Source organism: Enterobacter cloacae complex sp. ECL411, from assembly GCF_021869665.1.
In the GTDB taxonomy this organism is placed as follows: domain Bacteria; phylum Pseudomonadota; class Gammaproteobacteria; order Enterobacterales; family Enterobacteriaceae; genus Enterobacter; species Enterobacter intestinihominis.
Genome location: NZ_CP091487.1, coordinates 196,659 through 220,114 on the forward strand (window position 1 = coordinate 196,659; position 23,456 = coordinate 220,114).

Annotated in this window: 31 protein-coding genes and 2 pseudogenes; 32 read left to right on the forward strand and 1 reads right to left on the reverse strand. The window is 50.6% G+C overall.

Annotated elements, in window-relative coordinates; translation table 11 throughout:
- Positions 1–283 precede the first annotated feature (283 nt).
- From L3069_RS23800 to L3069_RS23905, 22 genes are all read left to right on the forward strand, one after another.
- Complete coding sequence (locus L3069_RS23800) at positions 284–754, forward strand: hypothetical protein (RefSeq protein WP_000170639.1); 471 nt, start codon at positions 284–286, stop codon at positions 752–754.
- A 49-nt stretch (positions 755–803) separates the two neighbouring features.
- Positions 804–1,100, forward strand: coding sequence for a type II toxin-antitoxin system RelE/ParE family toxin (locus L3069_RS23805; RefSeq protein ID WP_000581857.1), 297 nt, complete (start codon positions 804–806; stop codon positions 1,098–1,100).
- Positions 1,101–1,144: 44 nt separating this feature from the next.
- Positions 1,145–2,290, forward strand: coding sequence for a hypothetical protein (locus L3069_RS23810; RefSeq protein WP_000339750.1), 1,146 nt, complete (start codon positions 1,145–1,147; stop codon positions 2,288–2,290).
- Between the two features lie 405 nt (positions 2,291–2,695).
- The gene (locus L3069_RS23815; protein ID WP_000645320.1) at positions 2,696–3,073 is read left to right on the forward strand and encodes a hypothetical protein; all 378 of its coding nucleotides are present in this window, start codon (positions 2,696–2,698) and stop codon (positions 3,071–3,073) included.
- A gap of 91 nt (positions 3,074–3,164) precedes the next feature.
- Positions 3,165–3,593 (forward strand): hypothetical protein, encoded by a 429-nt coding sequence (locus tag L3069_RS23820; protein ID WP_000069824.1) that lies wholly within the window; start codon positions 3,165–3,167, stop codon positions 3,591–3,593.
- A gap of 64 nt (positions 3,594–3,657) precedes the next feature.
- Positions 3,658–3,915, forward strand: coding sequence for a hypothetical protein (locus L3069_RS23825; RefSeq protein WP_001290639.1), 258 nt, complete (start codon positions 3,658–3,660; stop codon positions 3,913–3,915).
- Positions 3,916–4,070: 155 nt separating this feature from the next.
- On the forward strand, positions 4,071–4,679 hold the full coding sequence (locus L3069_RS23830) for a hypothetical protein (RefSeq protein WP_000833775.1): 609 nt from the start codon (positions 4,071–4,073) through the stop codon (positions 4,677–4,679).
- Between the two features lie 170 nt (positions 4,680–4,849).
- Positions 4,850–6,100, forward strand: coding sequence for a site-specific DNA-methyltransferase (locus tag L3069_RS23835; protein ID WP_000104393.1), 1,251 nt, complete (start codon positions 4,850–4,852; stop codon positions 6,098–6,100).
- Positions 6,101–6,394: 294 nt separating this feature from the next.
- Positions 6,395–6,715: a hypothetical protein gene (locus L3069_RS23840; RefSeq protein WP_000834113.1), complete on the forward strand. Its 321-nt coding sequence runs from the start codon at positions 6,395–6,397 to the stop codon at positions 6,713–6,715.
- Positions 6,716–6,957: 242 nt separating this feature from the next.
- Complete coding sequence (locus L3069_RS23845) at positions 6,958–7,284, forward strand: hypothetical protein (protein WP_000556022.1); 327 nt, start codon at positions 6,958–6,960, stop codon at positions 7,282–7,284.
- Between the two features lie 65 nt (positions 7,285–7,349).
- Complete coding sequence (locus tag L3069_RS23850) at positions 7,350–7,607, forward strand: hypothetical protein (protein WP_001052325.1); 258 nt, start codon at positions 7,350–7,352, stop codon at positions 7,605–7,607.
- A gap of 229 nt (positions 7,608–7,836) precedes the next feature.
- A complete protein-coding gene (locus L3069_RS23855; RefSeq protein WP_000774871.1) occupies positions 7,837–8,628 on the forward strand; it encodes a hypothetical protein in 792 nt (263 codons plus the stop codon).
- A gap of 50 nt (positions 8,629–8,678) precedes the next feature.
- A complete protein-coding gene (locus L3069_RS23860) occupies positions 8,679–8,879 on the forward strand; it encodes a hypothetical protein (RefSeq protein WP_022646497.1) in 201 nt (66 codons plus the stop codon).
- A gap of 1 nt (position 8,880) precedes the next feature.
- Positions 8,881–9,849 (forward strand): IS5-like element IS903B family transposase, encoded by a 969-nt coding sequence (locus L3069_RS23865; protein WP_072223036.1) that lies wholly within the window; start codon positions 8,881–8,883, stop codon positions 9,847–9,849.
- 116 nt (positions 9,850–9,965) lie between these two features.
- Complete coding sequence (locus L3069_RS23870) at positions 9,966–10,295, forward strand: hypothetical protein (protein ID WP_000140246.1); 330 nt, start codon at positions 9,966–9,968, stop codon at positions 10,293–10,295.
- Between the two features lie 153 nt (positions 10,296–10,448).
- The gene (locus L3069_RS23875; protein WP_022646499.1) at positions 10,449–11,861 is read left to right on the forward strand and encodes a hypothetical protein; all 1,413 of its coding nucleotides are present in this window, start codon (positions 10,449–10,451) and stop codon (positions 11,859–11,861) included.
- A 249-nt stretch (positions 11,862–12,110) separates the two neighbouring features.
- Entirely contained in the window at positions 12,111–12,350 is a 240-nt protein-coding gene (locus L3069_RS23880) for a hypothetical protein (RefSeq protein WP_001180999.1), read from the forward strand.
- A gap of 62 nt (positions 12,351–12,412) precedes the next feature.
- Positions 12,413–12,724: a hypothetical protein gene (locus L3069_RS23885; RefSeq protein WP_000172888.1), complete on the forward strand. Its 312-nt coding sequence runs from the start codon at positions 12,413–12,415 to the stop codon at positions 12,722–12,724.
- Positions 12,721–12,915 (forward strand): hypothetical protein, encoded by a 195-nt coding sequence (locus L3069_RS23890; RefSeq protein ID WP_000159617.1) that lies wholly within the window; start codon positions 12,721–12,723, stop codon positions 12,913–12,915. The genes L3069_RS23885 and L3069_RS23890 overlap by 4 nt, the downstream gene beginning before the upstream one ends.
- Positions 12,916–12,969: 54 nt before the next feature.
- On the forward strand, positions 12,970–13,419 hold the full coding sequence (locus L3069_RS23895; RefSeq protein ID WP_000241453.1) for an HNH endonuclease: 450 nt from the start codon (positions 12,970–12,972) through the stop codon (positions 13,417–13,419).
- An 11-nt stretch (positions 13,420–13,430) separates the two neighbouring features.
- Complete coding sequence (locus L3069_RS23900; protein ID WP_001067855.1) at positions 13,431–14,135, forward strand: IS6-like element IS26 family transposase; 705 nt, start codon at positions 13,431–13,433, stop codon at positions 14,133–14,135.
- 5 nt (positions 14,136–14,140) lie between these two features.
- On the forward strand, positions 14,141–14,281 hold the full coding sequence (locus L3069_RS23905) for a hypothetical protein (RefSeq protein WP_001044210.1): 141 nt from the start codon (positions 14,141–14,143) through the stop codon (positions 14,279–14,281).
- Positions 14,282–14,927: 646 nt separating this feature from the next.
- On the opposite strand, the gene intI1 is transcribed toward L3069_RS23905, so the two are convergent.
- Positions 14,928–15,941, reverse strand: a complete 1,014-nt coding sequence (intI1, locus tag L3069_RS23910) for a class 1 integron integrase IntI1 (protein WP_000845048.1) — start codon at positions 15,939–15,941, stop codon at positions 14,928–14,930.
- Between the two features lie 162 nt (positions 15,942–16,103).
- On the opposite strand from intI1, the gene aac(6')-IIc reads away from it, so the two are divergent.
- The 10 genes and pseudogenes from aac(6')-IIc to sul1 all read left to right on the forward strand — a co-directional run bounded on the left by aac(6')-IIc (position 16,104) and on the right by sul1 (position 23,404).
- Positions 16,104–16,685 carry an aminoglycoside N-acetyltransferase AAC(6')-IIc gene (gene aac(6')-IIc / locus L3069_RS23915; RefSeq protein WP_012695484.1) on the forward strand — a complete coding sequence of 194 codons (582 nt, stop codon included), beginning with the start codon at positions 16,104–16,106 and terminating at the stop codon, positions 16,683–16,685.
- Positions 16,682–16,807, forward strand: a complete 126-nt coding sequence (locus tag L3069_RS27400; protein WP_022646489.1) for a hypothetical protein — start codon at positions 16,682–16,684, stop codon at positions 16,805–16,807. Before aac(6')-IIc ends, L3069_RS27400 begins: the two co-directional genes overlap by 4 nt.
- 83 nt (positions 16,808–16,890) lie before the next feature.
- Positions 16,891–17,079, forward strand: a pseudogene (locus tag L3069_RS23920) (erythromycin esterase family protein); the annotation flags it as partial.
- Positions 17,080–17,172: 93 nt separating this feature from the next.
- Positions 17,173–18,528, forward strand: a complete 1,356-nt coding sequence (locus L3069_RS23925; protein ID WP_006473457.1) for an IS1380-like element IS1247 family transposase — start codon at positions 17,173–17,175, stop codon at positions 18,526–18,528.
- Between the two features lie 241 nt (positions 18,529–18,769).
- Positions 18,770–19,579 (forward strand): aminoglycoside N-acetyltransferase AAC(3)-IIg, encoded by an 810-nt coding sequence (gene aac(3)-IIg / locus L3069_RS23930; protein ID WP_012695485.1) that lies wholly within the window; start codon positions 18,770–18,772, stop codon positions 19,577–19,579.
- A 127-nt stretch (positions 19,580–19,706) separates the two neighbouring features.
- Entirely contained in the window at positions 19,707–20,120 is a 414-nt protein-coding gene (gene arr, locus L3069_RS23935; RefSeq protein WP_012695486.1) for an NAD(+)--rifampin ADP-ribosyltransferase, read from the forward strand.
- Between the two features lie 386 nt (positions 20,121–20,506).
- Positions 20,507–20,914, forward strand: a complete 408-nt coding sequence (locus tag L3069_RS23940; RefSeq protein ID WP_063613390.1) for a nuclear transport factor 2 family protein — start codon at positions 20,507–20,509, stop codon at positions 20,912–20,914.
- An 86-nt stretch (positions 20,915–21,000) separates the two neighbouring features.
- A pseudogene (gene ere(A), locus L3069_RS23945) lies at positions 21,001–22,041 on the forward strand (EreA family erythromycin esterase); the annotation flags it as partial.
- Positions 22,042–22,223: 182 nt separating this feature from the next.
- Entirely contained in the window at positions 22,224–22,571 is a 348-nt protein-coding gene (locus L3069_RS23950; protein ID WP_000679427.1) for a quaternary ammonium compound efflux SMR transporter QacE delta 1, read from the forward strand.
- A complete protein-coding gene (gene sul1, locus L3069_RS23955; protein WP_000259031.1) occupies positions 22,565–23,404 on the forward strand; it encodes a sulfonamide-resistant dihydropteroate synthase Sul1 in 840 nt (279 codons plus the stop codon). The genes L3069_RS23950 and sul1 overlap by 7 nt, the downstream gene beginning before the upstream one ends.
- Positions 23,405–23,456: the final 52 nt, after the last annotated feature.

Here is a 23,456-nt window from a genome sequence, read left to right on the forward strand (position 1 = left end):
CCTTCCTTTTGGTTATAATCTATGATGCTAAACTGTGTAATTACACCGGAACAATGTCCTCGTTTAAATCGCTGGCACCAGTACATGATTTATCCATGAATGCTTTTTGATGCAATTTTACTTCAGAATGCTCTTAATTTTTTAAACAAATTATATTTGAATCCTTCGTGTATAAATTTGCAGCCCCTCTCTCAATGTTTTTTTAAAATATTTACTCTCAGGTTATTAGCCAGTAGATTCATTCTGTCATGATTACTCCAGAACTAACCGGAGGAATCACATTATGACCAAATATTATGATCGCAGTGGAATTGAAATCTCCAGCGCAAAAATCCGCTGTGTTGATTCTGTAAAAGGTACTGCGGAATATACTTTTCGTATTGTTTGCGATAAATGCAATGGGCGGGGAGAGCGTAAGCATTTTTATAGAAGTCGCTGTATGGCTTGTAAAGCCACGGGTTACAGCCTCGAAACGACCCGTACTGCTTACACGCTGAATGCGCTGTACCGCATTAATGCGCAAGCTGCCCGCAAAGTGTCAGCATCCCTGCAAGACGAGCGTTTAAGGACTGAAAGCGCCCACAGTTCTGCGTTCACAGCATGGTGCAGGTCTCATCAAAAAATGGTTGATGCAATCACCCAACAATCCAGTAGTAATAATTTTCTGGAAAGCCTTAAGTCTTCTTTAACCCACCAGCGTCAGTTAAGTGATAAGCAGCTGGCAGTTGCCGCCCGCATTTTAGGTATTCATTAATTCAAAGCCCTTTTAATTTAATTTTAAGGTCAATTATTACGGAGGAACTATGATCCATTCATTTAAAGACAGACGGCTTGAAAAGTTCTTCCGTAATGGAAAAACAACGGCAGGTATTCCTTCTGAAATTATTAACGCGATTCTGTGTCGACTTGAAACGCTGGATAATGTCCAGAGTGAGCGGGAGTTATTATCCAACAGCTTGCGTTATGAACGCTTAAGAATGACGTCAAACCGTTATTCCTCCATTCGAGTAAACTCTAAGTATCGATTATTCTTTGAATGGAATGATGGCGCACATAATGTTCATTTGTCTGCACATGACTATAAATCGCTCATCCATTAAGGTTAAAAATGAAGCTATTTTCAATTTCATCCCGGGATACAAGCATGGACGCGATGTTTTATATCCAGGCCAGTACTAAACAACAGGCAAGTTACATATTTAGTACCCTTTCCCCGAAGCCTACTGCGAACTGCCAGCTTACAGATTTGCAGAATGAGACGGTCGTCCCTTCCATAAGCCCTATTTCGCTTTCACTTAACCCCTGGTCGATCAATTCCCAGTCCCGAACCCGGGAACTGCGTATGGCCACGCATGGTCTTAACCTGATCTGTGCAGTCACGGATGAGCATACCCGTCAGATAGTTGACTTTTGCGATAACCTTGGACAGCAGCTTAAGGATCCGGACGACAAAAGCGCCTGGGTTAAGCTCATTAATTCTGAATGCGCTTTGCTTAATTCTCCGCGTCTCTATCCCGTTCTGCTTGAGCCGGATACACCGGCACAATTTGAAATCTTTGTGCCAGCTCCGGAAGATGGAGAACACGACACGGTCATAGCCAGCGTTGTTAAAGAATGTTTCGGAGATGAATGCCGGTACAGAGTAACGGACAAAGCTTTTGCAATGTCGGAAAAGCCAGTCATCAGGCTGGAAGCTCATTTCAATGACAAACGCGAAAAGGTTTTAGAACTGACCTTTTCCTGTTTCAATCTTTCACTCTCAGCGTCCGTGCATGAAAACCAGCTACGTCAGATTTTGTTACTTTGCGAAGACTTTGGCGTAAGGCTTCAGGGTAGAGCAGGGGCATCCTGCCACGTTAATATGCGCAGTGCTTACCGTCGTCTTGCTCATGTTGGCACCGGCTCTCGCCCAGGTGATGACAGTGATGTGCGGGTCTATACCTCGTTAAAAGAAGAAAAAGATGTTAAGAGGCTGCTTGATAAGTCAACCAGGGGAAGTGAGCTTGTACCGGCGAGGCACGGGCAGCAGTTTAACGGGGTCTTAGTGAATGCCACACCCGCATCGGCCACTACTGGTTTCATTTACCTTTCGCATGATTTTCCGGAAGGCCAGTTTATGATGACAGCCGAGGTGTTGCATGTTGGAATTACACCAGGCGGTATTTACTACATTGAAACACTGGACGGTTACCGGTTTATCGTGACAGCGTTTGAGAAGGGATTAATGAACGGTTTGAGGGAGTTTATAGCTGCAAATGAGGAATATTTTAAGTATTACCGCTGGTCTTAGTATCTGAGCTGAAACCGGTAGGCCAGGGAAGGCAACCGGGAAAATGCAATTTAACCTGATCCTATACCTACGACTATCTTTATCCACTTATAATAGCCTCACCAAATTATAATGCCCGATCACCGCATTTGCTTAAACCTCACATATTCTTCTTATGCTTCCCCTGATAATCTACGACCGAAAGACAAAGGAAAGTGAATACGAAATAAGATTTATGAGCACATAAAAGTTACTTTTCCTTGGTGGCACATCACAAACATTGTGGGTTTCATAATCCTTTTTGTTATTTAAAAAGGATGTGTTCAATTCTAATTAAAGGTGGTATTTTTTTTGAAAGTTTGCTGGGAGGTTATTAGCTGGGGGGATGGGTAACAGTATAATAAGTACAGATGAAAAGGAGGTTTTATGAAAGCGTTAGACGTGGTTTCAACTCAACTCAACTTTATTAATCTGTTGGATCAGGCAGGATATGCTCTTTCAGAAATTGTTGTAAAACGCTTCAGTGCTGCACCAGCCTTTAACGAAGGGCACTGGTTGTTCATTGCAGAGCAGGATAACCGCTACATTGAAGTGGTCTGTATTCTCTCTTTAGCTTCAGAAAGCGGAGAGCAGCATATTGATGTTTTTATTAATATGTTCGAAGACCCGATTGATGATGTTATTTCACGAAACATTGAAACCAAAACCTTTGCGACGCTTTATAAATACATTGAACGTATACCTTTTACTCCGGGTGTAAAGAAAGAATTCTTGAGCAGTATTGAGAACATCAATTTTAGTTAATCAAAAACCACAACTTTTTGCCACCAAGTTATTAGGTAATGCTATCAACCTGATATAATTACCTTAACATGAATATGAGCGGAGCCGGGTTATGTCTAATAATACTGAAGTCATTAGCTGTGATTTATTTTCAACTCTATCTTCACTTAATTTTAGCACCGAGGATATTACAGGTTTGACTCCGGCCAACTTTCGAAAGGGAGCTTTCTTACATGCAAAAATTTCTGCTAGCCAGGCCACGCGAGCGACTGATATTTCCATTCAATTACTCACGGATCGTGTTTCAGGTGAAATGAACTACGTAATAGTAATTGGCAGGCACGAAGGACTCCTGCAAAGCGAAGCAATTGACCCAAACGCTGATAAGCAATACCGGGAAAACCGTTATTCTCGCCATTTTATCTCAGTAACCGATGCCAATACCAAAGCCCTGAAAAAAACCTGCAAGGTAATGAAAACATATATCAAAGAGCAGGCATTTAAGCCTAACACCTGGGGGCACAGTTTCATTAAGGGTTGATTTATTCTTGCCCCGGTGAGCCGGGGCAACGCTAAATTAACCTCAAACTGTGCTGGAGGCACAAATGTCTGAAAAACACTTTATCGTTAAAATCCAGAACCGAAACGGCGACCATGAGAATAGCTATGTTCGGTTACTCGTCAGCGATTGTGAGAAAAATGCTTGCCAGACGGCACTCATTTCAGAGTGCCATGGCGAGCTTGAACAGCTGAGTTTTGAAGACGGTGGGGTTTACGACTACAACGGCGAAAATCACTACAGTGTCAGGAGCTGCGTGGAGGTTGCTCCAGAAGACGTTGCAACTTTGCAACGCTTCCTTTAACACCTGCGACATTTGATTAAATATCGGGCGTCCGCTACAGGATGCCCGTGATTTAAACGATTCCTCAAAGATCGCTGTCACTCCTGATAACTGTATTAAGAGCAGGTTTGTGATAGGTTCAGCGTAACAACATTACTGGAATTTTGGTTGCCTTGATGAAGAGCTGCTTTTCTGATTTACCCGTTAAAGACGGCACGTCCGGAACCTGGAAACTGGACACATTCGAAATTACCGCAGATAAGGCGATGAGCCTCGCCCTTCGTGCCGAGTATACAGGTAATACAGACGAGTTTATCCCGCCCGGTAGATATCGGCGTTTGTCCAACGGCTGGGATGTGGTGATGTCCAATACCCCGATGGAGATCAGAACCTGCCAGGATTTTTTAGAGCGAGCCACCGGGCGCGTGCTCATTAATGGTCTTGGTCTGGGGATGGTGCTTCACGCCATTCTTCAAAAAGAAGATGTAACCCATGTAACAGTAATTGAAAAAGAACAGGACGTTATTAACCTCGTTGCGGCCTCGTTTGCAAACGATCCTCGCGTTGAAATTATCCATGCTGATGCAATGATGTATTGCCCACCAGCAGGCGTCACGTACAACGCATGCTGGCACGACATATGGCCAGACTTCGCAACAGCTAACCTCTCACAGATGGATAAGCTGGAAATTAAGTACCGGGACATCTGTGAATGGCAGGGCTCGTGGGGCAGGGAGGAGTGTGAGCAAAAGCACATTGAGTTTCAAAATCTTGGGGCTGATTGAGTACAACTTTTGAAGGTGTCTCCGCTAAAGAAGACTGGGTCTCTTTGCGCATGCCCAGCTGTGCTGCATGACCTGACAAAGCCTATAAATAAACAGATCGGTTTGATTTAGTAATCCCCCTTCCAACCATCAGGCCGATATTTAAACTGCATCTCCATTAAGGATGGCTGATGAGCACGATTTCTACGGATTTAATTGCACGGATCTACGCAGCCTCCGAATTGCCGTTGAGCAACGACGAGCTTTATCGCGAAGTGCAGCGTGAAACTGGCATGTCGGATGCCGAATTGCACGAACTGAAAGAATTTGGGTCAGATAAAACCAGAACCAGCGGCGTCAAACACAAAGTACGCTGGTTTCAGCAGACTCTTCGGCAGGCCGGAGTCATCGAACGCGTTCCAGAAAAACGGGGCGTCTGGAGATACTCCTCTAAGACGAAAACAAACCTACACGAGTCATGGGAAAAGCTCTGTGTTGTCGGTTTCTCAACTTCTCTTGGGGCATCGGTTTTTGGAAACGCCTATGCCTTCTTCAGCAATATCACAGAGCAAATTCATCTTTGCCTGACCTCGCCGCCTTACCTCCTTCGAAATTCAAGAGACTACGGGCATGGCGGGGGGCGTGGCGAGCAGGTTTATATTGACTGGCTTCTGCGTATCCTCGAACCGATCGTGAAACAGCTTGTACCCGGCGCAAGTGTGGCATTGAATATCACTCAAGATAGCTTTAATAGGGGCAGGCCTTCACGTTCTCTGTATCTGGAGCGTCTGACACTGGCATTATGTGACAAGCTGGGGCTTGAGCTCATGGACAGGCTTCAGTGGGTGAATCGCAGTAAGCCCCCATCGCCAACGCACTGGGCATGTAAGCAACGAGTGCAGCTCTGCTCATCGTATGAGCCTGTGCTGTGGTTTACCAATGATGCGAGTAAGGTTCGTTCAAACAACTTACGTGTACTGCAACCGCATTCAGAGCAGCATCTTAAATTGCAGGCAGCAGGCGGTGAAAATCGCACGACCTTTTATGGTGATGGGGCGTACCAGCTTAAAAGCGGATCCTTTGGAAATAAAACAGAAGGAACGATCCCCAAAAATACTTTGTTTTACGGCAATAGCTGCGCTGATACGAGATTTTGCCATTCCATTGCCCGCGAGCTAGGTTTTCCGCTGCATGGTGCAACGTCTCCTACCAGGCTTGCAGCGTTTCTGATTGAGTTTTTGACAGAGCCGGGAGATCTTGTTGTAGATCCCTTCGCTGGCCTGCATAAAGTTCCCATCGCAGCCGAGCGACTTGGCAGACGTTGGCTGGCGACGGACAAAATCATGGAATGGCTGGCGATTTCCCGAAACCTTTTTACGGCCGCACCGGGATATAAGAGTAACCCCATGCTGGACGAGCTCGCCGAACTGTATCGGGCTTAATGCAAGTTAACGGTTTTGATAAAGTGGTTTGAAGCGACAAGCGGTTTATTCATTTTGCATTGTTTCTACCATAAAATGACAATATTAACGGCTTAGCATACGCCGCAGAGATAATTAGGGTGCCATTCATTTCCGGTTGTCTGTATTAACGAGTGTATTCAATATTCACTTGTTTCTCCGATATAGACCCAACAAAAAAAACTGATGGTTGTGATACAGAACTTGTTGAATTAACATCCGGTACATTAACTATATTGGTAATTTAGACGGTTTCTAAATTAAAGGTGGACAGATATGAAGTCAGATACAGAAATGGTTTCTCCTATCGAGTTGCACATTGGCGATCATGTCCAGCGGCATGGTGCTTTATTTGAGGTTATGCATATTGTTGAATCCGAATGCGATATTCCCGGCGGCATCCGGGTAGCAGCATGCATTTCACGGGTTATCGGTGACGTTACGGGCAATATTCCTCGTGGTTGGCTGGAAACACCGAAGCGTATGGCTGAGCGAGGAGTTAAGTGGGCGACGAGTCTGCCTGAGGGGCTTTACTTTAACATCCAGGGGAACGCACATGCGAAAGTAAGCCGGGTTATTCGTAATGTGACTAATTGAAACTTTTTTCTGAATTGCGGTGTAAAAGTTACTTTTCACCGCATCGTTTTCCCTAACTACTAAATCAGAGCTTCTCTGAAATAAGCGGATTTAACCGCTAGCGATTTATTCAGGCCATTTTATTCTAATCATTATCCTACACTTCAAAAATATTCATTATTTTTTCTTCTGACCTATTAGCCAGAATTCTCGATTCGGTATCATTTACTTACGGTAAATCTTTTGAAAACGAGGTAAATGGCATGCATTCTCAGGATCCTATCACGAAATTAACCCAGACGTTGCAACGCGACGATGGTTCTCAGGTTCGTATTGTAGCGCAGCGGGGATATGGAAGTGGGCTTACAGCCTCGCTTGATGTGTACGTTCTCCGTCGTGATTCCTCTGAAAGCAACTGGTCACTGTGCGGAAAAGATCCTCACCCAGAGTGGAGAAAGATGTCAGTAGATGAGTATCAGAAATTTGGACGCTCTGAAATGCTGCGTTATGCCACACCAGGTGAAATTCTCAGGGTGGCATCCGCTATTGGCCAGCCAATGAGCTTCCTCGATGGCAACCCTGCGTTTTAGCCCGAACCCTGGCGACGCCTTTTAAACCGGCGTCATTCTTTTTACGAGCAACAGACGGAGAAAAAATGAATCTGAACGAACGAAGCACGAGCGCAGCAACGCCAGATTTGAGCCGACTTTATCTCATTTCCGGGCGCATTATGTTTGATGATGATGATCAGGCCTACCTGGTCGAAGCCGACTCCCCTGGTGATGCAGAGGAGGCTTTCCGGCATCATATTGCTGACAGTGCCGACGACTTAGAAAAGGTGATTATAGTTTCCTCTACAAGTTTCGCTTCAGCTCACAGCAGTCGCGTAATTTGTCGGCCTGCCGTGAAGTAATTTCAACTTCCAATGATATTTCCCTCTTTATAAAAGCCGCCGTCTGGCGGTTTTTATTTGCAAAAATGAATATTAATCCTGAATGATATTAATTTAAGATGAGGTAGTGTTCATATTCTTCTTCTTAATATTTTTTCTAAAAAAACGCCTTCAGGTTATTAGTTGGTATTAGTGTATTTGTTATGATCTTCTCATCAAATACATTAATTAAATAATCAAGGAGTCAACTGTGGCAGATAATTATACTCAGGCGTCGTTTATTATTCCCTGCACTCAGGAGCAGGCAAAAATGGCACAAGAAGCAATCACATTCGTTACCGAAGCAGAAATTGCAGAAGGTGAGCGTTTGCTTGATAAGCCACTGACAGATTGTTCTCTGACTGAGAAGCTGATCCTCAGTATTATCGAGAACCACCCTGAGTATGACCCTTCTGAGCCGAGCTTTGGGCAACCATCCTGCCCAGACTGCAATTATGAACTGTTGTTCGCAACAGAAGTTACCAGCAGTGGGCTGGCAGTTTTTCATGGAGAGACCATTGATCTTGACCATGCAATTTGCCTCACAACTGCCGTGCTGTCGGTATTCGACCTCTCGGAAATGGTAACAATTACTGCTGCATTTACATGCAGTAAAAGCCGGACAGATGAATTTGGGGGTATGACTATTCTGGTCACAAAGGATACCCACTATTACCAGGATGGCTGTCAGTTTTCTCGTCTCATGAATGAGGCTCACAAAGCCGGTATCCAGTATGCTCTGTGTAAAGTGACGCATTACCACGGTGAGAGCAGCTATGTGGCAAGCTATGTCCTGAGCTGCGACGTAGCGGATTCAGCCCAGGAGGTCGTTAACAAACGACTGAAGGCATGTGCCGGAAAAGAGCCAGAAGACGGAATCTATATTCTGTGTGAAGAAGACAACACTAGTCTTTCGGTCGAACTCGTTACAGAACTGTCTCCGCTCGATTACGACAAGCTGAGCAAGCTTCTCCCTTCCCTTGACACCCTTTGCGGCGCTTAAGCCTGCCAATTACCGTAGCCACCGGTTTCCCCGGTGGCCTGGAGCCTGCCATGACCAATAAATTCATAGTTTCTACCGTTGATTGTATCAATGAATTTGCAAGTGACGTTCCGCAGAGTGTTTCCTTACGGATAGATACAATGCTTGAACAGCGTATCCGCAAATTGGCGGCATACGTGAAAGAAAACGATCTTCATTTAACTGAGTTTTACTTCTATGAGGCTTTGTTGAATAAATCGAACTTTTGCTGAGTTGAAGGATCAGATCACGCATCTTCCCGACAACGCAGACCGTTCCGTGGCAAAGCAAAAGTTCAAAATCACCAACTGGCCCACCTACAATAAAGCCCTCATCAACCGTGGCTCCATAACTTTCTGGCTGGATGATGAAGCTATTCAGGCCTGGTATGAGTCGGCAACGCCTTCATCACGGGGAAGACCTCAGCGCTATTCTGACCTTGCCATCACGACTGTGCTGGTCATTAAACGCGTATTCAGGCTGACCCTGCGCGCTGCGCAGGGCTTTATTGATTCCATTTTTTCTCTGATGAACGTTCCGCTACGCTGCCCGGATTACAGCTGTGTCAGCAGGCGGGCAAAGTCGGTTAATGTCAGTTTCAAAACGCCCACCCGGGGTGAAATCGCACACCTGGTAATTGATTCCACCGGGCTGAAGGTCTTCGGTGAAGGCGAGTGGAAAGTCAAAAAGCATGGCCAGGAACGCCGCCGTATCTGGCGTAAGCTGCATCTCGCCGTTGACAGTAAAACACATGAAATCATCTGCGCTGACCTGTCGCTGAACAACGTTACGGACTCAGAGGCCTTCCCCGGGTTAATCCGGCAAACCCACCGGAAAATCAGGTCAGCCGCCGCCGATGGCGCTTACGATACCCGGCTATGTCACGATGAACTGCGGCGTAAGAAAATCAGCGCGCTTATCCCGCCCCGAAAAGGTGCGGGTTACTGGCCCGGTGAATATGCAGACCGTAACCGTGCTGTTGCGAATCAGCGGCTGACCGGGAGTAATGCGCGGTGGAAATGGACAACAGATTACAATCGTCGCTCGATAGCGGAAACGGCGATGTACCGGGTAAAACAGCTGTTCGGGGGTTCACTGACGCTGCGTGACTACGATGGTCAGGTTGCGGAGGCTATGGCCCTGGTACGAGCGCTGAACAAAATGACGAAAGCAGGTATGCCTGAAAGCGTGCGTATTGCCTGAAAACACAACCCGCTACGGGGGAGACTTACCCGAAATCTGATTTATTCAACAAAGCCTCTTTTCTTTTAAAAATAAATTATTCAGATTTATTTTCTATTGATTTAATGAGGTAGGGAATGACAGAAAGTGCTTTGCTTTTGCGAGAGGCATTTAATGAATCGGTTAACTATATGACATGGTCTTTTTATTCACTGATAACTGCTTACGTTTCGATGGCTTTTTATGATAGAGTTGAGGTTAAGACCCGAATAAATAATTATCTGAATAAGTTACTTTTCGTGATTGCTATGTCCGTTTTTATCCCAAATATGTACTTTGTTTCAATGGTGTTCAGTCAGAAGTTAGGCACCGCAGCTGGCGTTGCGTCATTCATTATTGGGCTACTTTTCATGATGTTAAACTCGGCACCTGTAATTACTGGTATCGTACAGCAGCGCAAAGATTGAGTTTTATGAGTATAGTCAGTTGGGTTTTCATCTGTTTTATCAGACTTAGAAAAATGAAATCTTTCAATTCATTGATTTTAAACGCAAAAAAATTTCTAAATGATCAGAATTATAGGGTGCTCATTTTGCACAGCAGTAGGGGTTGACCATTCAATGGAAACGCTCCTTCGAACTGACCCGGAGAAATACGGTTATCAGGCTGGCCTGAGTCGTCTTCAGCGATTTCTTTCTAAGATCCAGTACGACTGGAGCCTGCGGGATTATATCGGTCGTAAAGTGTTCGAAGGCGGATATGTGCGTCTTCAACCCAATATCTTTTCTTCGTCCCTGACTGAACGTCTTTTTCATGCCTGTTGCAGCCTTGATTATGTTGAAGCAAGACGTGCGGCAGAGCATCGCAGAAAGCTACTTTCCGGCGAGGTTGACGATACGGCTTATAACCGTCGTATGGCTGAGCCACAATTTCGGCTTGTACAGGAAGCAAACGTGATCCACGTTGATTTCCTCTGGTCGTTGCACTGTTTCAACCCTCGCCCGTTTCGGGCAATTGAGATCTATCGCAGGGTCTGGGAAGAGGCCGATCTGGACCTTCTTGAGGATGAGCCTGACATGCAGCCTGTGCCCCGTACACCAATGCCAGCTCCACTCTGGATGAAACTGCCCGGAGGCCGGTTCGGTACAGCTTATGATGGACTGACTGATACGTTGCCGCTGATGACCTATTTTGACGGGCAGGCTGACCCCAGGGCTTCACGTAGCCTAAAGACCGGAGAGAGCAGTTCTGTCGTCGTGGCATTCGAGGAAGAGGATGAGCTGACTGTTGAAGAAGATACGGCGTCCTGGATTATCTGGCATGAATACGACGGGTTACGCCAGCGCATCGCTGACGGTGAGTTTACTCCAACGACTGCTGCTCAGTATCTTCTTCGTTATGGCGCGGTCCGAATTTCAAAAGGCAAGGGCGCTGTCTATCATCGTCTCGCACAGCGGGGACAAACCTTTTCCCGCCTGGGGATAGGCGACAGAGTGTCGCTTCCAGAGCTGGTTGCCAGTCGGCGTTTTAAAATACTCAGTGATTCTGCATACCGTCAGGTTGTAGCCCGGAAATTGCGTGGACAGATAAAAAAGTTCAGATTCTGGGCATGCGTAGCTGCCTGTGTTCAGTTGCACGTACACAACAAGACGGCACTCGGAGAAAGAATTTTAACGTTACTCGAAGGTGAGAGGGAACAGCAACAAGGTGCGATCCAGGCGAAGCTGAAGGCGGGAATGATGGATGCAGTTCTAACTCTGTGTAACCAGCGACTCCGGGTGAAAGAAAATACTAACCAGCCAGAGGAGTTCCGCTATTACCGTGCCGTAAGAGCTCGTTTCATGCGCCATTTATCTGAATGCCTTAAGCCAGAAAATGGCGGCGTTATCCGTGACGTTATCTGGGAACTGAGGGTGCTGAGCAGTGCTCACGGTACGACCAAAACAGGTTTTTACTATGTCGATAGCAATCGCCCGACAGCGAAAGGACTGTTAAACCGCCTTCTGATGAGGATGGTCAAGCAGGTCGTATAAGCGTCTGAAACGCGAAACACACGAAAATGGAGGGGTTATACAAAAAAAACTTAGCTTTGATCGTGATGTAATGTGGACATCATGTCCAAGCGTTGCTGCATCCAGAAAAGTAACTTTAATCCTGTTGATACAGCCCTTGCATTACCTGTTTACGCATAGCGTGGAAACGTTCTAATTAAACCAGACGAATATAAATTTAAATTAATTCACTCACCCCCGGAATCGGGGAACTAAACAAAAGGATCATCAATGCAAAATCAAAATACACCCGCTCAGGAAAAACACACCGTATACCTTTTTAATGCCGAACATGCTGACAAGACAGCCGCCAAGCAAGCCGGGAAACTCTTCACGCTGGACATTGAACACCCAATGACCCTCAACGATCTCTCGCTGCTGTGTGAGTCGGTCGCGGACGCTGTGGGAGCACCTGGCGGAATTAAATATGAAATCACAACAGAGCCTAATGGGGTTCAGGAGGAATACTGAATCAGTGTGGTGTGAGTCCATTTTAATTTGACGTTTCATGAGTTCTATCGAGAGGCTGAAGTATGACTTTGAAAATGGAAAGTTCCCGGACTTCCAAGCCTGAGGGGCCATTTGTATTAATCACTTTTGAGGGGGACGAATTTCTTTTTGATGACAGACATAATGTCGTCAAGATAAATGGCAGGCCTAAAAAAATGGATGTAAAGCGAAATTATTTTGAGTCCGATCTGGGAGAAGGGAAAGCGAAATACTGGACTTTAAATATCGAAGAGGCTCATCGGTTCAATTCGATTGATGAAGCGACAGAACAACTTTGTAAACTGAGTCGCCCTCATCTGATCAAAATTCGCAAAGTTGAGGGGGTATCTGAATGACCAAAGAGATGTTTTTACGCATTTTAAATGAGGCACAGGCTCGTGTGGATAACGATTCGCTTCCGCTTGATGTTCGTATCCGGTCACGCACCACGGTAAATGATTGCGTCATCCGGGCAGATAAAGAGGGGTGGCCTATTGAGTATAAACAGAAGGTCTGGGTAGATGCAGTCAGTGGCTGTTATCTTTAGCGGTTACTTAAGCCAGTTCCTGTGCCCGTGAGCTTAGTAAAGGCGGAAAATGATATGGTCAAGGTGATAAATATCAACGGGAATTTAGTTGAATTACCTGAGCCCTCAGCAAAGTTATCCAAAGCTGAATCACCTGATGGTAGGTTCTCAAAACCTAAAAATAAGATCTCTAAAATACAGCGAGCTGAGCTGCGAATGAAATTTGGGGGGCGTTGTGCCTATTGTGGTTGCAAGCTTCCTGAAAAAGGGTGGCATGCCGATCATGTTGAGCCTGTTCGACGCGACTTTGAACTGGTGAGAGCCCCTGTCGGCAGCGGCGTAACTCATGTTGCCCGAAGTACGGGTAAGGTTATGCACCCTGAACTGCATGCTATAGAAAACTTATTTCCATCATGCGCCCCCTGCAACCTTTTTAAAGGAGCTTTTAGTGTTGAAGGAATGAGAAAAGAAATGGCACTGTTGCAAATAGTCGGTGGTGATAAACTTATCATCCCCTTTTGCTGATGGAGCTGCACATGAACCCATTCAAAGGCCGGCATTTTCAGCGTGACATCATTCTGTGGGCCGTACGCTGGTACTGCAAATACGGCATCAGTTACCGTGAGCTGCAGGAGATGCTGGCTGAACGCGGAGTGAATGTCGATCACTCCACGATTTACCGCTGGGTTCAGCGTTATGCGCCTGAAATGGAAAAACGGCTGCGCTGGTACTGGCGTAACCCTTCCGATCTTTGCCCGTGGCACATGGATGAAACCTACGTGAAGGTCAATGGCCGCTGGGCGTATCTGTACCGGGCCGTCGACAGCCGGGGCCGCACTGTCGATTTTTATCTCTCCTCCCGTCGTAACAGCAAAGCTGCATACCGGTTTCTGGGTAAAATCCTCAACAACGTGAAGAAGTGGCAGATCCCGCGATTCATCAACACGGATAAAGCGCCCGCCTATGGTCGCGCGCTTGCTCTGCTCAAACGCGAAGGCCGGTGCCCGTCTGACGTTGAACACCGACAGATTAAGTACCGGAACAACGTGATTGAATGCGATCATGGCAAACTGAAACGGATAATCGGCGCCACGCTGGGATTTAAATCCATGAAGACGGCTTACGCCACCATCAAAGGTATTGAGGTGATGCGTGCACTACGCAAAGGCCAGGCCTCAGCATTTTATTATGGTGATCCCCTGGGCGAAATGCGCCTGGTAAGCAGAGTTTTTGAAATGTAAGGCCTTTGAATAAGACAAAAGGCTGCCTCATCGCTAACTTTGCAACAGTGCCGCGCGACGAGCAGCAGCACCAGGAGCAGAAGCACGTCGAGAAAAAGCAACAGCAGATCGAGCAGCGCCCACGGCGGGCCGCTCGCATCGGATAAGTCGAAAAATCCGGCTAAAGTGGCCGAGCTGCACATCAGGCCGCGCGGTTTTCCTCCCTGATCGCCGGCGCGGTTTCTTCCTCCCTGAACCGCATGCAGACTTGCCGCCTCGGACACCCCGAGGCGGTTTTTTTTCGCCTCGCTCGAGCATCGCCGCATCCGACGATGCCGAGACGACCAGGCCGCGCACGTCGAGCTGCAGCATCGCCATTGCCGACGATGGCACCAGGTCGCCGGCGGTGGCCACCGACCTCGAGCTCGCATCGCCACATCCGACGATGCGCGCCGGCGTCGACCATCGCCAGGTCTGACGATGGCGGCCGCCCTGCCCTGGATCTCGCATCGCCATTTCTGGCGATGAGATCCACGGAGCGGCCATTTAGACCCGCCAATAACGACCCGGCCAAGATAAATCGCATGACGGCCTTTTTGGCCGGGGGTAGCTGTCGTTTTCAGAAGACGGCTGCACTGAACGTCAGAAGCCGACTGCACTATAGCAGCGGAGGGGTTGGATCCATCAGGCAACGACGGGCTGCTGCCGGCCATCAGCGGACGCAGGGAGGACTTTCCGCAACCGGCCGTTCGATGCGGCACCGATGGCCTTCGCGCAGGGGTAGTGAATCCGCCAGGATTGACTTGCGCTGCCCTACCTCTCACTAGTGAGGGGCGGCAGCGCATCAAGCGGTGAGCGCACTCCGGCACCGCCAACTTTCAGCACATGCGTGTAAATCATCGTCGTAGAGACGTCGGAATGGCCGAGCAGATCCTGCACGGTTCGAATGTCGTAACCGCTGCGGAGCAAGGCCGTCGCGAACGAGTGGCGGAGGGTGTGCGGTGTGGCGGGCTTCGTGATGCCTGCTTGTTCTACGGCACGTTTGAAGGCGCGCTGAAAGGTCTGGTCATACATGTGATGGCGACGCACGACACCGCTCCGTGGATCGGTCGAATGCGTGTGCTGCGCAAAAACCCAGAACCACGGCCAGGAATGCCCGGCGCGCGGATACTTCCGCTCAAGGGCGTCGGGAAGCGCAACGCCGCTGCGGCCCTCGGCCTGGTCCTTCAGCCACCATGCCCGTGCACGCGACAGCTGCTCGCGCAGGCTGGGTGCCAAGCTCTCGGGTAACATCAAGGCCCGATCCTTGGAGCCCTTGCCCTCCCGCACGATGATCGTGCCGTGATCGAAATCCAGATCCTTGACCCGCAGTTGCAAACCCTCACTGATCCGCATGCCCGTTCCATACAGAAGCTGGGCGAACAAACGATGCTCGCCTTCCAGAAAACCGAGGATGCGAACCACTTCATCCGGGGTCAGCACCACCGGCAAGCGCCGCGACGGCCGAGGTCTTCCGATCTCCTGAAGCCAGGGCAGATCCGTGCACAGCACCTTGCCGTAGAAGAACAGCAAGGCCGCCAATGCCTGACGATGCGTGGAGACCGAAACCTTGCGCTCGTTCGCCAGCCAGGACAGAAATGCCTCGACTTCGCTGCTGCCCAAGGTTGCCGGGTGACGCACACCGTGGAAACGGATGAAGGCACGAACCCAGTGGACATAAGCCTGTTCGGTTCGTAAGCTGTAATGCAAGTAGCGTATGCGCTCACGCAACTGGTCCAGAACCTTGACCGAACGCAGCGGTGGTAACGGCGCAGTGGCGGTTTTCATGGCTTGTTATGACTGTTTTTTTGTACAGTCTATGCCTCGGGCATCCAAGCAGCAAGCGCGTTACGCCGTGGGTCGATGTTTGATGTTATGGAGCAGCAACGATGTTACGCAGCAGGGCAGTCGCCCTAAAACAAAGTTAGGCCCGCACGGAATCAACATCTCATGTCCGCCAACAATGCCGCAATAGTTCTACGAGTCATGGCCGAGAACGATCTGCCAATGCTCCATGCTTGGCTGAACCGCCCCCACATAGTCGAGTGGTGGGGCGGCGAGGATGAACGCCCAACTCTTGACGAAGTCTTAGAACACTATTCGCCCGAAGTTCTGGCAAAGCAAGCTGTAGTGCCTTACATCGCAATGCTAGATGACGAACCCATCGGCTACGCCCAATCCTACATCGCACTTGGAAGTGGCGATGGATGGTGGGAAGACGAAACTGATCCAGGGGTCCGCGGGATTGACCAGTCTTTGGCTAATCCATCACAGTTAAACAAGGGGTTGGGTACAAAGCTCGTACGCTCGCTCGTTGAACTCCTGTTTAGCGACCCGGCCGTAACGAAAATCCAAACCGATCCATCTCCTAGCAACCATCGCGCCATTCGCTGCTACGAGAAGGCCGGGTTCGTTCAAGAAAAAAACATCCTCACACCTGACGGCCCTGCGGTGTACATGGTCCAAACACGCCAGGCGTTCGAAAGCCTGCGCACTGTTCAAAGCTTCAAAATCAAGGGGAAGTGGTCATGAATGGCTGCACCATCTCTACCAACTGGTATCTCGGCGTGTTCTCATCTGCCTTCGCATCTGTCGTCAGCCTAACCGGGCGTTCAACCGGACATCAACGTGCTGCGCACGTTGATGTCGGTTAACTGGGGCGTTATGCTCTGTGAGCCTGGTTATTGGCGAAGCGAAAGTATGACGATTTCAGCAATAAACGCAAAAGGATAAAAAAATGACATGGAGAACGACCAGAACACTTTTACAGCCTCAAAAGCTGGAGTTCAATGAGTTTGAGATTCTTAATCCCGTAGTTGAGGGCGCCCGAATTGTCGGCATTGGCGAGGGTGCTCACTTTGTCGCGGAGTTCTCACTGGCTAGAGCTAGTCTTATTCGCTATTTTGTCGAGAGGCATGATTTTAACCCACATTTCCCAAGTAAGGCGCTGATTTCGCTGTCCTGACCATTATATTTCCTATATAAAACATGGTGTTGAAGGCTGCGAGGGGCGCGTTTCATGGATCACCCAGAGGGTGCGGGCTTGCAACGGGCAGATCGGGTGGATTTCGACCCTCGCGTGCGGCTGGAATTTCGCGGCACGCAGCTCAGTTCCGACGGCGGCCTTCTGGTGATGCGCGAGCTTGATGACGCGCTCGGGTTGTCCGATTTGGCGTCAGCGGCGCTGCGCGATACTCGCTCTGGCAAGAACACGGTCCATCGGCTCGACGGCCTGTTCCGGCAATCAGTCTTTGGGCGGCTGGCCGGATACGAGGATGTCAACGACGCCAACCGTCTCGCCTGCGATCCGGTCATGCGCCAAGTTGTCGGCGGCAGAGCGGTCGATGCACAAGCGGCCTCGGCATCGCAGATGGGACGGTTCGAGACCGAGACGCTGGCTCTGGCCGGGAACCGTGCCGCGCTGGCCGACCTGAACGGGCAATGGATCGACCGGTTCCATGACCGTAACGGGCTGAAGTACATCGTTCTGGACATGGACAGCTCGGTCAGCCCGACCCATGGCGACCAGGAAGGGTCCGCCTGGAATGGCCATTTCGACTGTAGCTGCTATCACCCCAACTTTCTGTTCAACCAGTTCGGGATGCTGGAACGCTGCGCCCTGCGCCATGGCAACGTCCACAGCGCCGATGGCTGGCGTGATGTTCTCGACCCCGTAATTGCGCGCTACGCGGAGCGCGACCTTGGTGGCAGGTTCTTCCGGGCCGATGCTGCCTACGCGATCCCGGCGATCTATGAGCGATTGGAAGAAGCGCGGTTCTTCTACGCCATCCGGCTGCCCGCAAACGCGGTCCTCAAGGACAAGATCGCGCATCGGCTAACGCGCCCTGTCGGGCGGCCGTCACTGACCAAGGTCAAGCGGTTCTTCGAGGAATTCGAGTATCAGGCGGCGTCCTGGGACAAGGAACGCCGGGTGATCGCCAAGATCGAATGGCATCCGGGCGAACTGTTCCCGCGTGTCGGCTTCATCGTCACCAACCTGCCGATGGAGCCGGACTGGGTGGTGCGGTTCTACAACCAGCGCGGCACCGCCGAGCAGCACATCAAAGAGGGCAAATACGCCTTTCGCTGGACGCGGCTGTCGTGCCGGAAGTTCCGCGACAATGAGGTGCGGCTGCAACTGCACGCCCTGGCGTACAACCTGGCCACCTTCTTGCGCTGCATCGAGCTGCCCGAGGCCATGGCCGACTGGTCGTTGACCAGCCTGCAACTGAAGCTGATCAAGATCGGGGCACGTGTGGTCCGTCACGCCCGCACCATCACCTTCCAGCTGGCCGAGGTCGCTGTCACCGGCACGATGGTACGCGCCATCCTCGCCGCTATCCGCCGATTGCGAGCGCCACCGCTATGCGCATGATCGCGATCCACGCTCAAACTGAACGAAAGCGGCTGGACAGATCTGTCCGCTGCGCTGAAAAACGCCGCCCCTGGGCAAGGAAACAGCGGCTTCGCGGTCTGATCCGTCCAGATCCAGCAGTCTGCGCGACCGCAGGTGCCGCTTGCGGCAGAAAATCCTTGTCTAGCGCTCGGATACAGGCTATCTTCACCTCAAACGACACGCCACTTGGGGAATGCAGGATATAGAGGATGGCAGCGGAATGAACACAAGGGAAACAATTGCGGCGGACCTTTCACGGCTGGGTGTCCAATCCGGCGCTCTCGTCATGGTTCACGCATCGCTGAAGGCGATCGGCCCCGTCGATGGAGGCGCAGCATCGATAGTGTCTGCCCTGCTCGATGCCGTCGGCCCCACTGGAAGCTTGATGGGATACGCCTCGTGGGACCGGTCGCCTTACGAAGAAACGCTCAATGGCGCACGGATGGATGCGGAACTGCGCCACCGATGGCCGCCGTTCGATCCAGCCATATCAGGCACGTATCGCGGCTTCGGCCTGCTCAACCGGTTCCTCCTCCAGACACCCGGCGCCCGGCGCAGCGCGCACCCGGATGCCTCGATGGTCGCGGTAGGGCCTCTGGCCGGCACTCTGACGCGGCCTCACGAACTTGGGCAGGCTTTCGGACCTGGATCGCCGCTGGAGCGTTTCGTCGAGCGTGCCGGAAAGGTTCTGTTGCTCGGAGCCCCGCTCGATTCCGTTACCGTCCTGCACTACGCCGAGGCCATTGCCCGCATCCCGAACAAGCGACGCGTGAGCTACGAAATGCCGATCCGCAGCGAGGACGGCGGAGTGAGATGGAAACGCGCCGAGGATTTCGACTCCAACGGCATTCTCGATTGTTTCGCTATCGAAGGAGAGCCGGACGCCGTCGAGACAATTACCAATGCCTATGTGGAGCTGCGACGCCATCGGGAGGGCTTGGTCGGTCAGGCGCACTGCTACTTGTTCGAAGCGCGGGATATCGTTTCGTTCGGTGTCGACTATCTTCAACGGCACTTTGGCTCGCCCTGATCCGACGCATGGCATGCGGGATGCTCGCCCGCACCCTATCAACGACTATGTATCCAGGGTGCGCCCCGCCGAAAATACGGGCCCCGCGACACTGTGAACAGAAGCGCTTAACATCAAGGGGGACTCTATGTCTGCTACCGCAACCATGTTTGCCCAGTCGTTCTTCCATGGAACCAAAGCCGCTCTTGCACCCGGTGATCTGATCGCCGTCGGTTATCGATCGAATTTCACAGACGCGAAATCCCTGTCGTGGGTGTATTTTACAGGCACGCTCGATGCGGCGATCTGGGGCGCCGAATTGGCGGGTGGCAGCGGAACGGAACGAATTTATGTCGTCGAACCGACCGGCGCCATCGAGGAGGATCCGAACCTGACGGATAAGAAGTTCCCGGGTAACCCGACCCTGTCTTATCGCTCCCGCGATCCATTGCGCGTAATTGCTGAAGTGACGAAGTGGCAAGCACACACGGCCCAGCGGCTGCGGGAAATGAAGGAGGGCCTGGCGCGTCTGAACGCAGAAGGTGCCGAGATCATCGATTAACGTCGCCTGCCGGCAGTGCCATCATGGCGCATGGAACCGACTGTAGCCGATGACCGCACTGGTCTTTATTCGCGTCGCGGATGCCACAAATTGCTTAGCCCACTCGCCGCCTGGGGCCGATTATCGCCCCTCGCCTTGAAGGGATTCCGAGTAGAATCCCGTGGCCATTGTTAATTAAGCAAGCGCGTTAATTAACAAATATGATCTCCGCATCGCAACCGTACCTCTCGGTCAGGTTAAACGTGTCCAGGCTGGCAAGCACTTCGGCGCTTTGCCAGTTCATGCTGGCAATCGTGCCTACGCAATGATGGGCGGCATCGTCGTGGGAACGGCGCTGACGATTCTCTTCCTACGGGCCCTCTATGTCGCCTGGTTCTGGATCCCGCGTGAAGTCGAGCAAACTGATTAATATGCACGACTTCGATCAGTTGGTGCCGTTAATTTCACCAAATGCGATATTCTGGTTCAATGACGGATCATTTTGTGGACTGAAGCAGATACGGCAAGCCTTTGAGGAAACCTGGAAAAAATTTCCTCTTGAAAATTATTGGTTAGAAAACCTGGAGTGGGTTGCCCAGTCGAAAGATTGTGCCGGATGCACCTATCACTTCCGGTGGAGGGCAATTTTAAATGGTAGCGCTCTGGAAGGCGGTGGGCGAGGAACAACTATCCTTCGTAGAGAAGCGAATGTCTGGAAGATCACTCACGAACATCTGAGCCAGTTCCCTAAACAAGACCCCAAGGGCCGACAGCTGCCGAGTAGATCGCTCGGATTGCGCCAAAAGCGGTCATGAGAGAAATGCCGCGACCTCAATGGTCGCGGCTGGCAGTTATGCAACGTCCTGTAACTGGGCCTCTCCATTGTGGAGGAAGCATGCTTAATGCGATTGGTTTGGAATGTGGGGCGATTCAGGCATCCCGGCTATCTGAATGGCTCAACTCAACAGCCGGTGCTCATGAACTTGAGCGATTTTCGGATACCCTGACCTTTTCTTTGTATGGCTCAGTGCTGATTTGGGTTAAATCATATCTACGCGAATCAGGAAGAAAACTGCAGTTAGTCGGAATCGATTTACCCAACACCTTGAATCCAAGGGACGACCTAGCGCAATTGGCCGAAATTATCCAGGTCATCGACCACCTCATGAAACCCCACGTTGATGCGCTGACTCAGTTGTTGACGTCCATTGATGGCCAGTCGGCGGTTATTTCATCGGCAAAATGGGGGGAGTTGGAAACGGCTCAGCAGGAGAAAGCTATCTCAGGGGTAACCAGATTGAAGCTCCGTTTGGCGTCGCTTGCCCCTGTCCTGAAAAATCACGTCAACAGCGATTTTTTCCGAAAAGCCTCTGATCGAATAGAGTCGATAGAGTATACGTTGGAAACCTTGCGTGTAATGAAAGCTTTCTTCGATGGTACCTCTCTTGAGGGAGATACTTCCGTACGTGACTCGTATATGGCGGGCGTGGTGGATGGAATGGTTCGAGCGAATCCGGATGTAAGGATAATTCTGCTGGCGCACAACAATCATTTACAAAAAACTCCAGTTTCCTTTTCAGGCGAGCTTACGGCTGTTCCCATGGGACAGCATCTCGCAGAGAGGGAGGAGGGGGATTACCGTGCGATTGCATTCACCCATCTTGGACTCACCGTGCCGGAAATGCATTTCCCATCGCCCGACAGTCCTCTTGGATTCTCTGTTGTGACCACGCCTGCCGATGCAATCCGTGAGGATAGTGTGGAACAGTATGTCATCGATGCCTGTGGTAAGGAGGATTCATGCCTGACATTGACAGATGACCCCATGGAAGCAAAGCGAATGCGGTCCCAAAGCGCCTCTGTAGAAACGAATTTGAGCGAGGCATTTGATGCCATCGTCTGCGTTCCCAGCGCCGGCAAGGACAGCCTGGTTGCCCTATAGGAAACCAGAAATGAAATGAAGGAGCATAACCTGCCAATCCACCGGACGGTTTTCAACCGCCGGTGATCAGCGCGTTAGATGCACTAAGCACATAATTGCTCACAGCCAAACTATCAGGTCAAGTCTGCTTTTATTATTTTTAAGCGTGCATAATAAGCCCTACACAAATTGGGAGATATATCATGAAAGGCTGGCTTTTTCTTGTTATCGCAATAGTTGGCGAAGTAATCGCAACATCCGCATTAAAATCTAGCGAGGGCTTTACTAAGCTTGCCCCTTCCGCCGTTGTCATAATCGGTTATGGCATCGCATTTTATTTTCTTTCTCTGGTTCTGAAATCCATCCCTGTCGGTGTTGCTTATGCAGTCTGGTCGGGACTCGGCGTCGTCATAATTACAGCCATTGCCTGGTTGCTTCATGGGCAAAAGCTTGATGCGTGGGGCTTTGTAGGTATGGGGCTCATAATTGCTGCCTTTTTGCTCGCCCGATCCCCATCGTGGAAGTCGCTGCGGAGGCCGACGCCATGGTGACGGTGTTCGGCATTCTGAATCTCACCGAGGACTCCTTCTTCGATGAGAGCCGGCGGCTAGACCCCGCCGGCGCTGTCACCGCGGCGATCGAAATGCTGCGAGTCGGATCAGACGTCGTGGATGTCGGACCGGCCGCCAGCCATCCGGACGCGAGGCCTGTATCGCCGGCCGATGAGATCAGACGTATTGCGCCGCTCTTAGACGCCCTGTCCGATCAGATGCACCGTGTTTCAATCGACAGCTTCCAACCGGAAACCCAGCGCTATGCGCTCAAGCGCGGCGTGGGCTACCTGAACGATATCCAAGGATTTCCTGACCCTGCGCTCTATCCCGATATTGCTGAGGCGGACTGCAGGCTGGTGGTTATGCACTCAGCGCAGCGGGATGGCATCGCCACCCGCACCGGTCACCTTCGACCCGAAGACGCGCTCGACGAGATTGTGCGGTTCTTCGAGGCGCGGGTTTCCGCCTTGCGACGGAGCGGGGTCGCTGCCGACCGGCTCATCCTCGATCCGGGGATGGGATTTTTCTTGAGCCCCGCACCGGAAACATCGCTGCACGTGCTGTCGAACCTTCAAAAGCTGAAGTCGGCGTTGGGGCTTCCGCTATTGGTCTCGGTGTCGCGGAAATCCTTCTTGGGCGCCACCGTTGGCCTTCCTGTAAAGGATCTGGGTCCAGCGAGCCTTGCGGCGGAACTTCACGCGATCGGCAATGGCGCTGACTACGTCCGCACCCACGCGCCTGGAGATCTGCGAAGCGCAATCACCTTCTCGGAAACCCTCGCGAAATTTCGCAGTCGCGACGCCAGAGACCGAGGGTTAGATCATGCCTAGCATTCACCTTCCGGCCGCCCGCTAAATATCTCCTTTTGGGTTGTTAATAAAA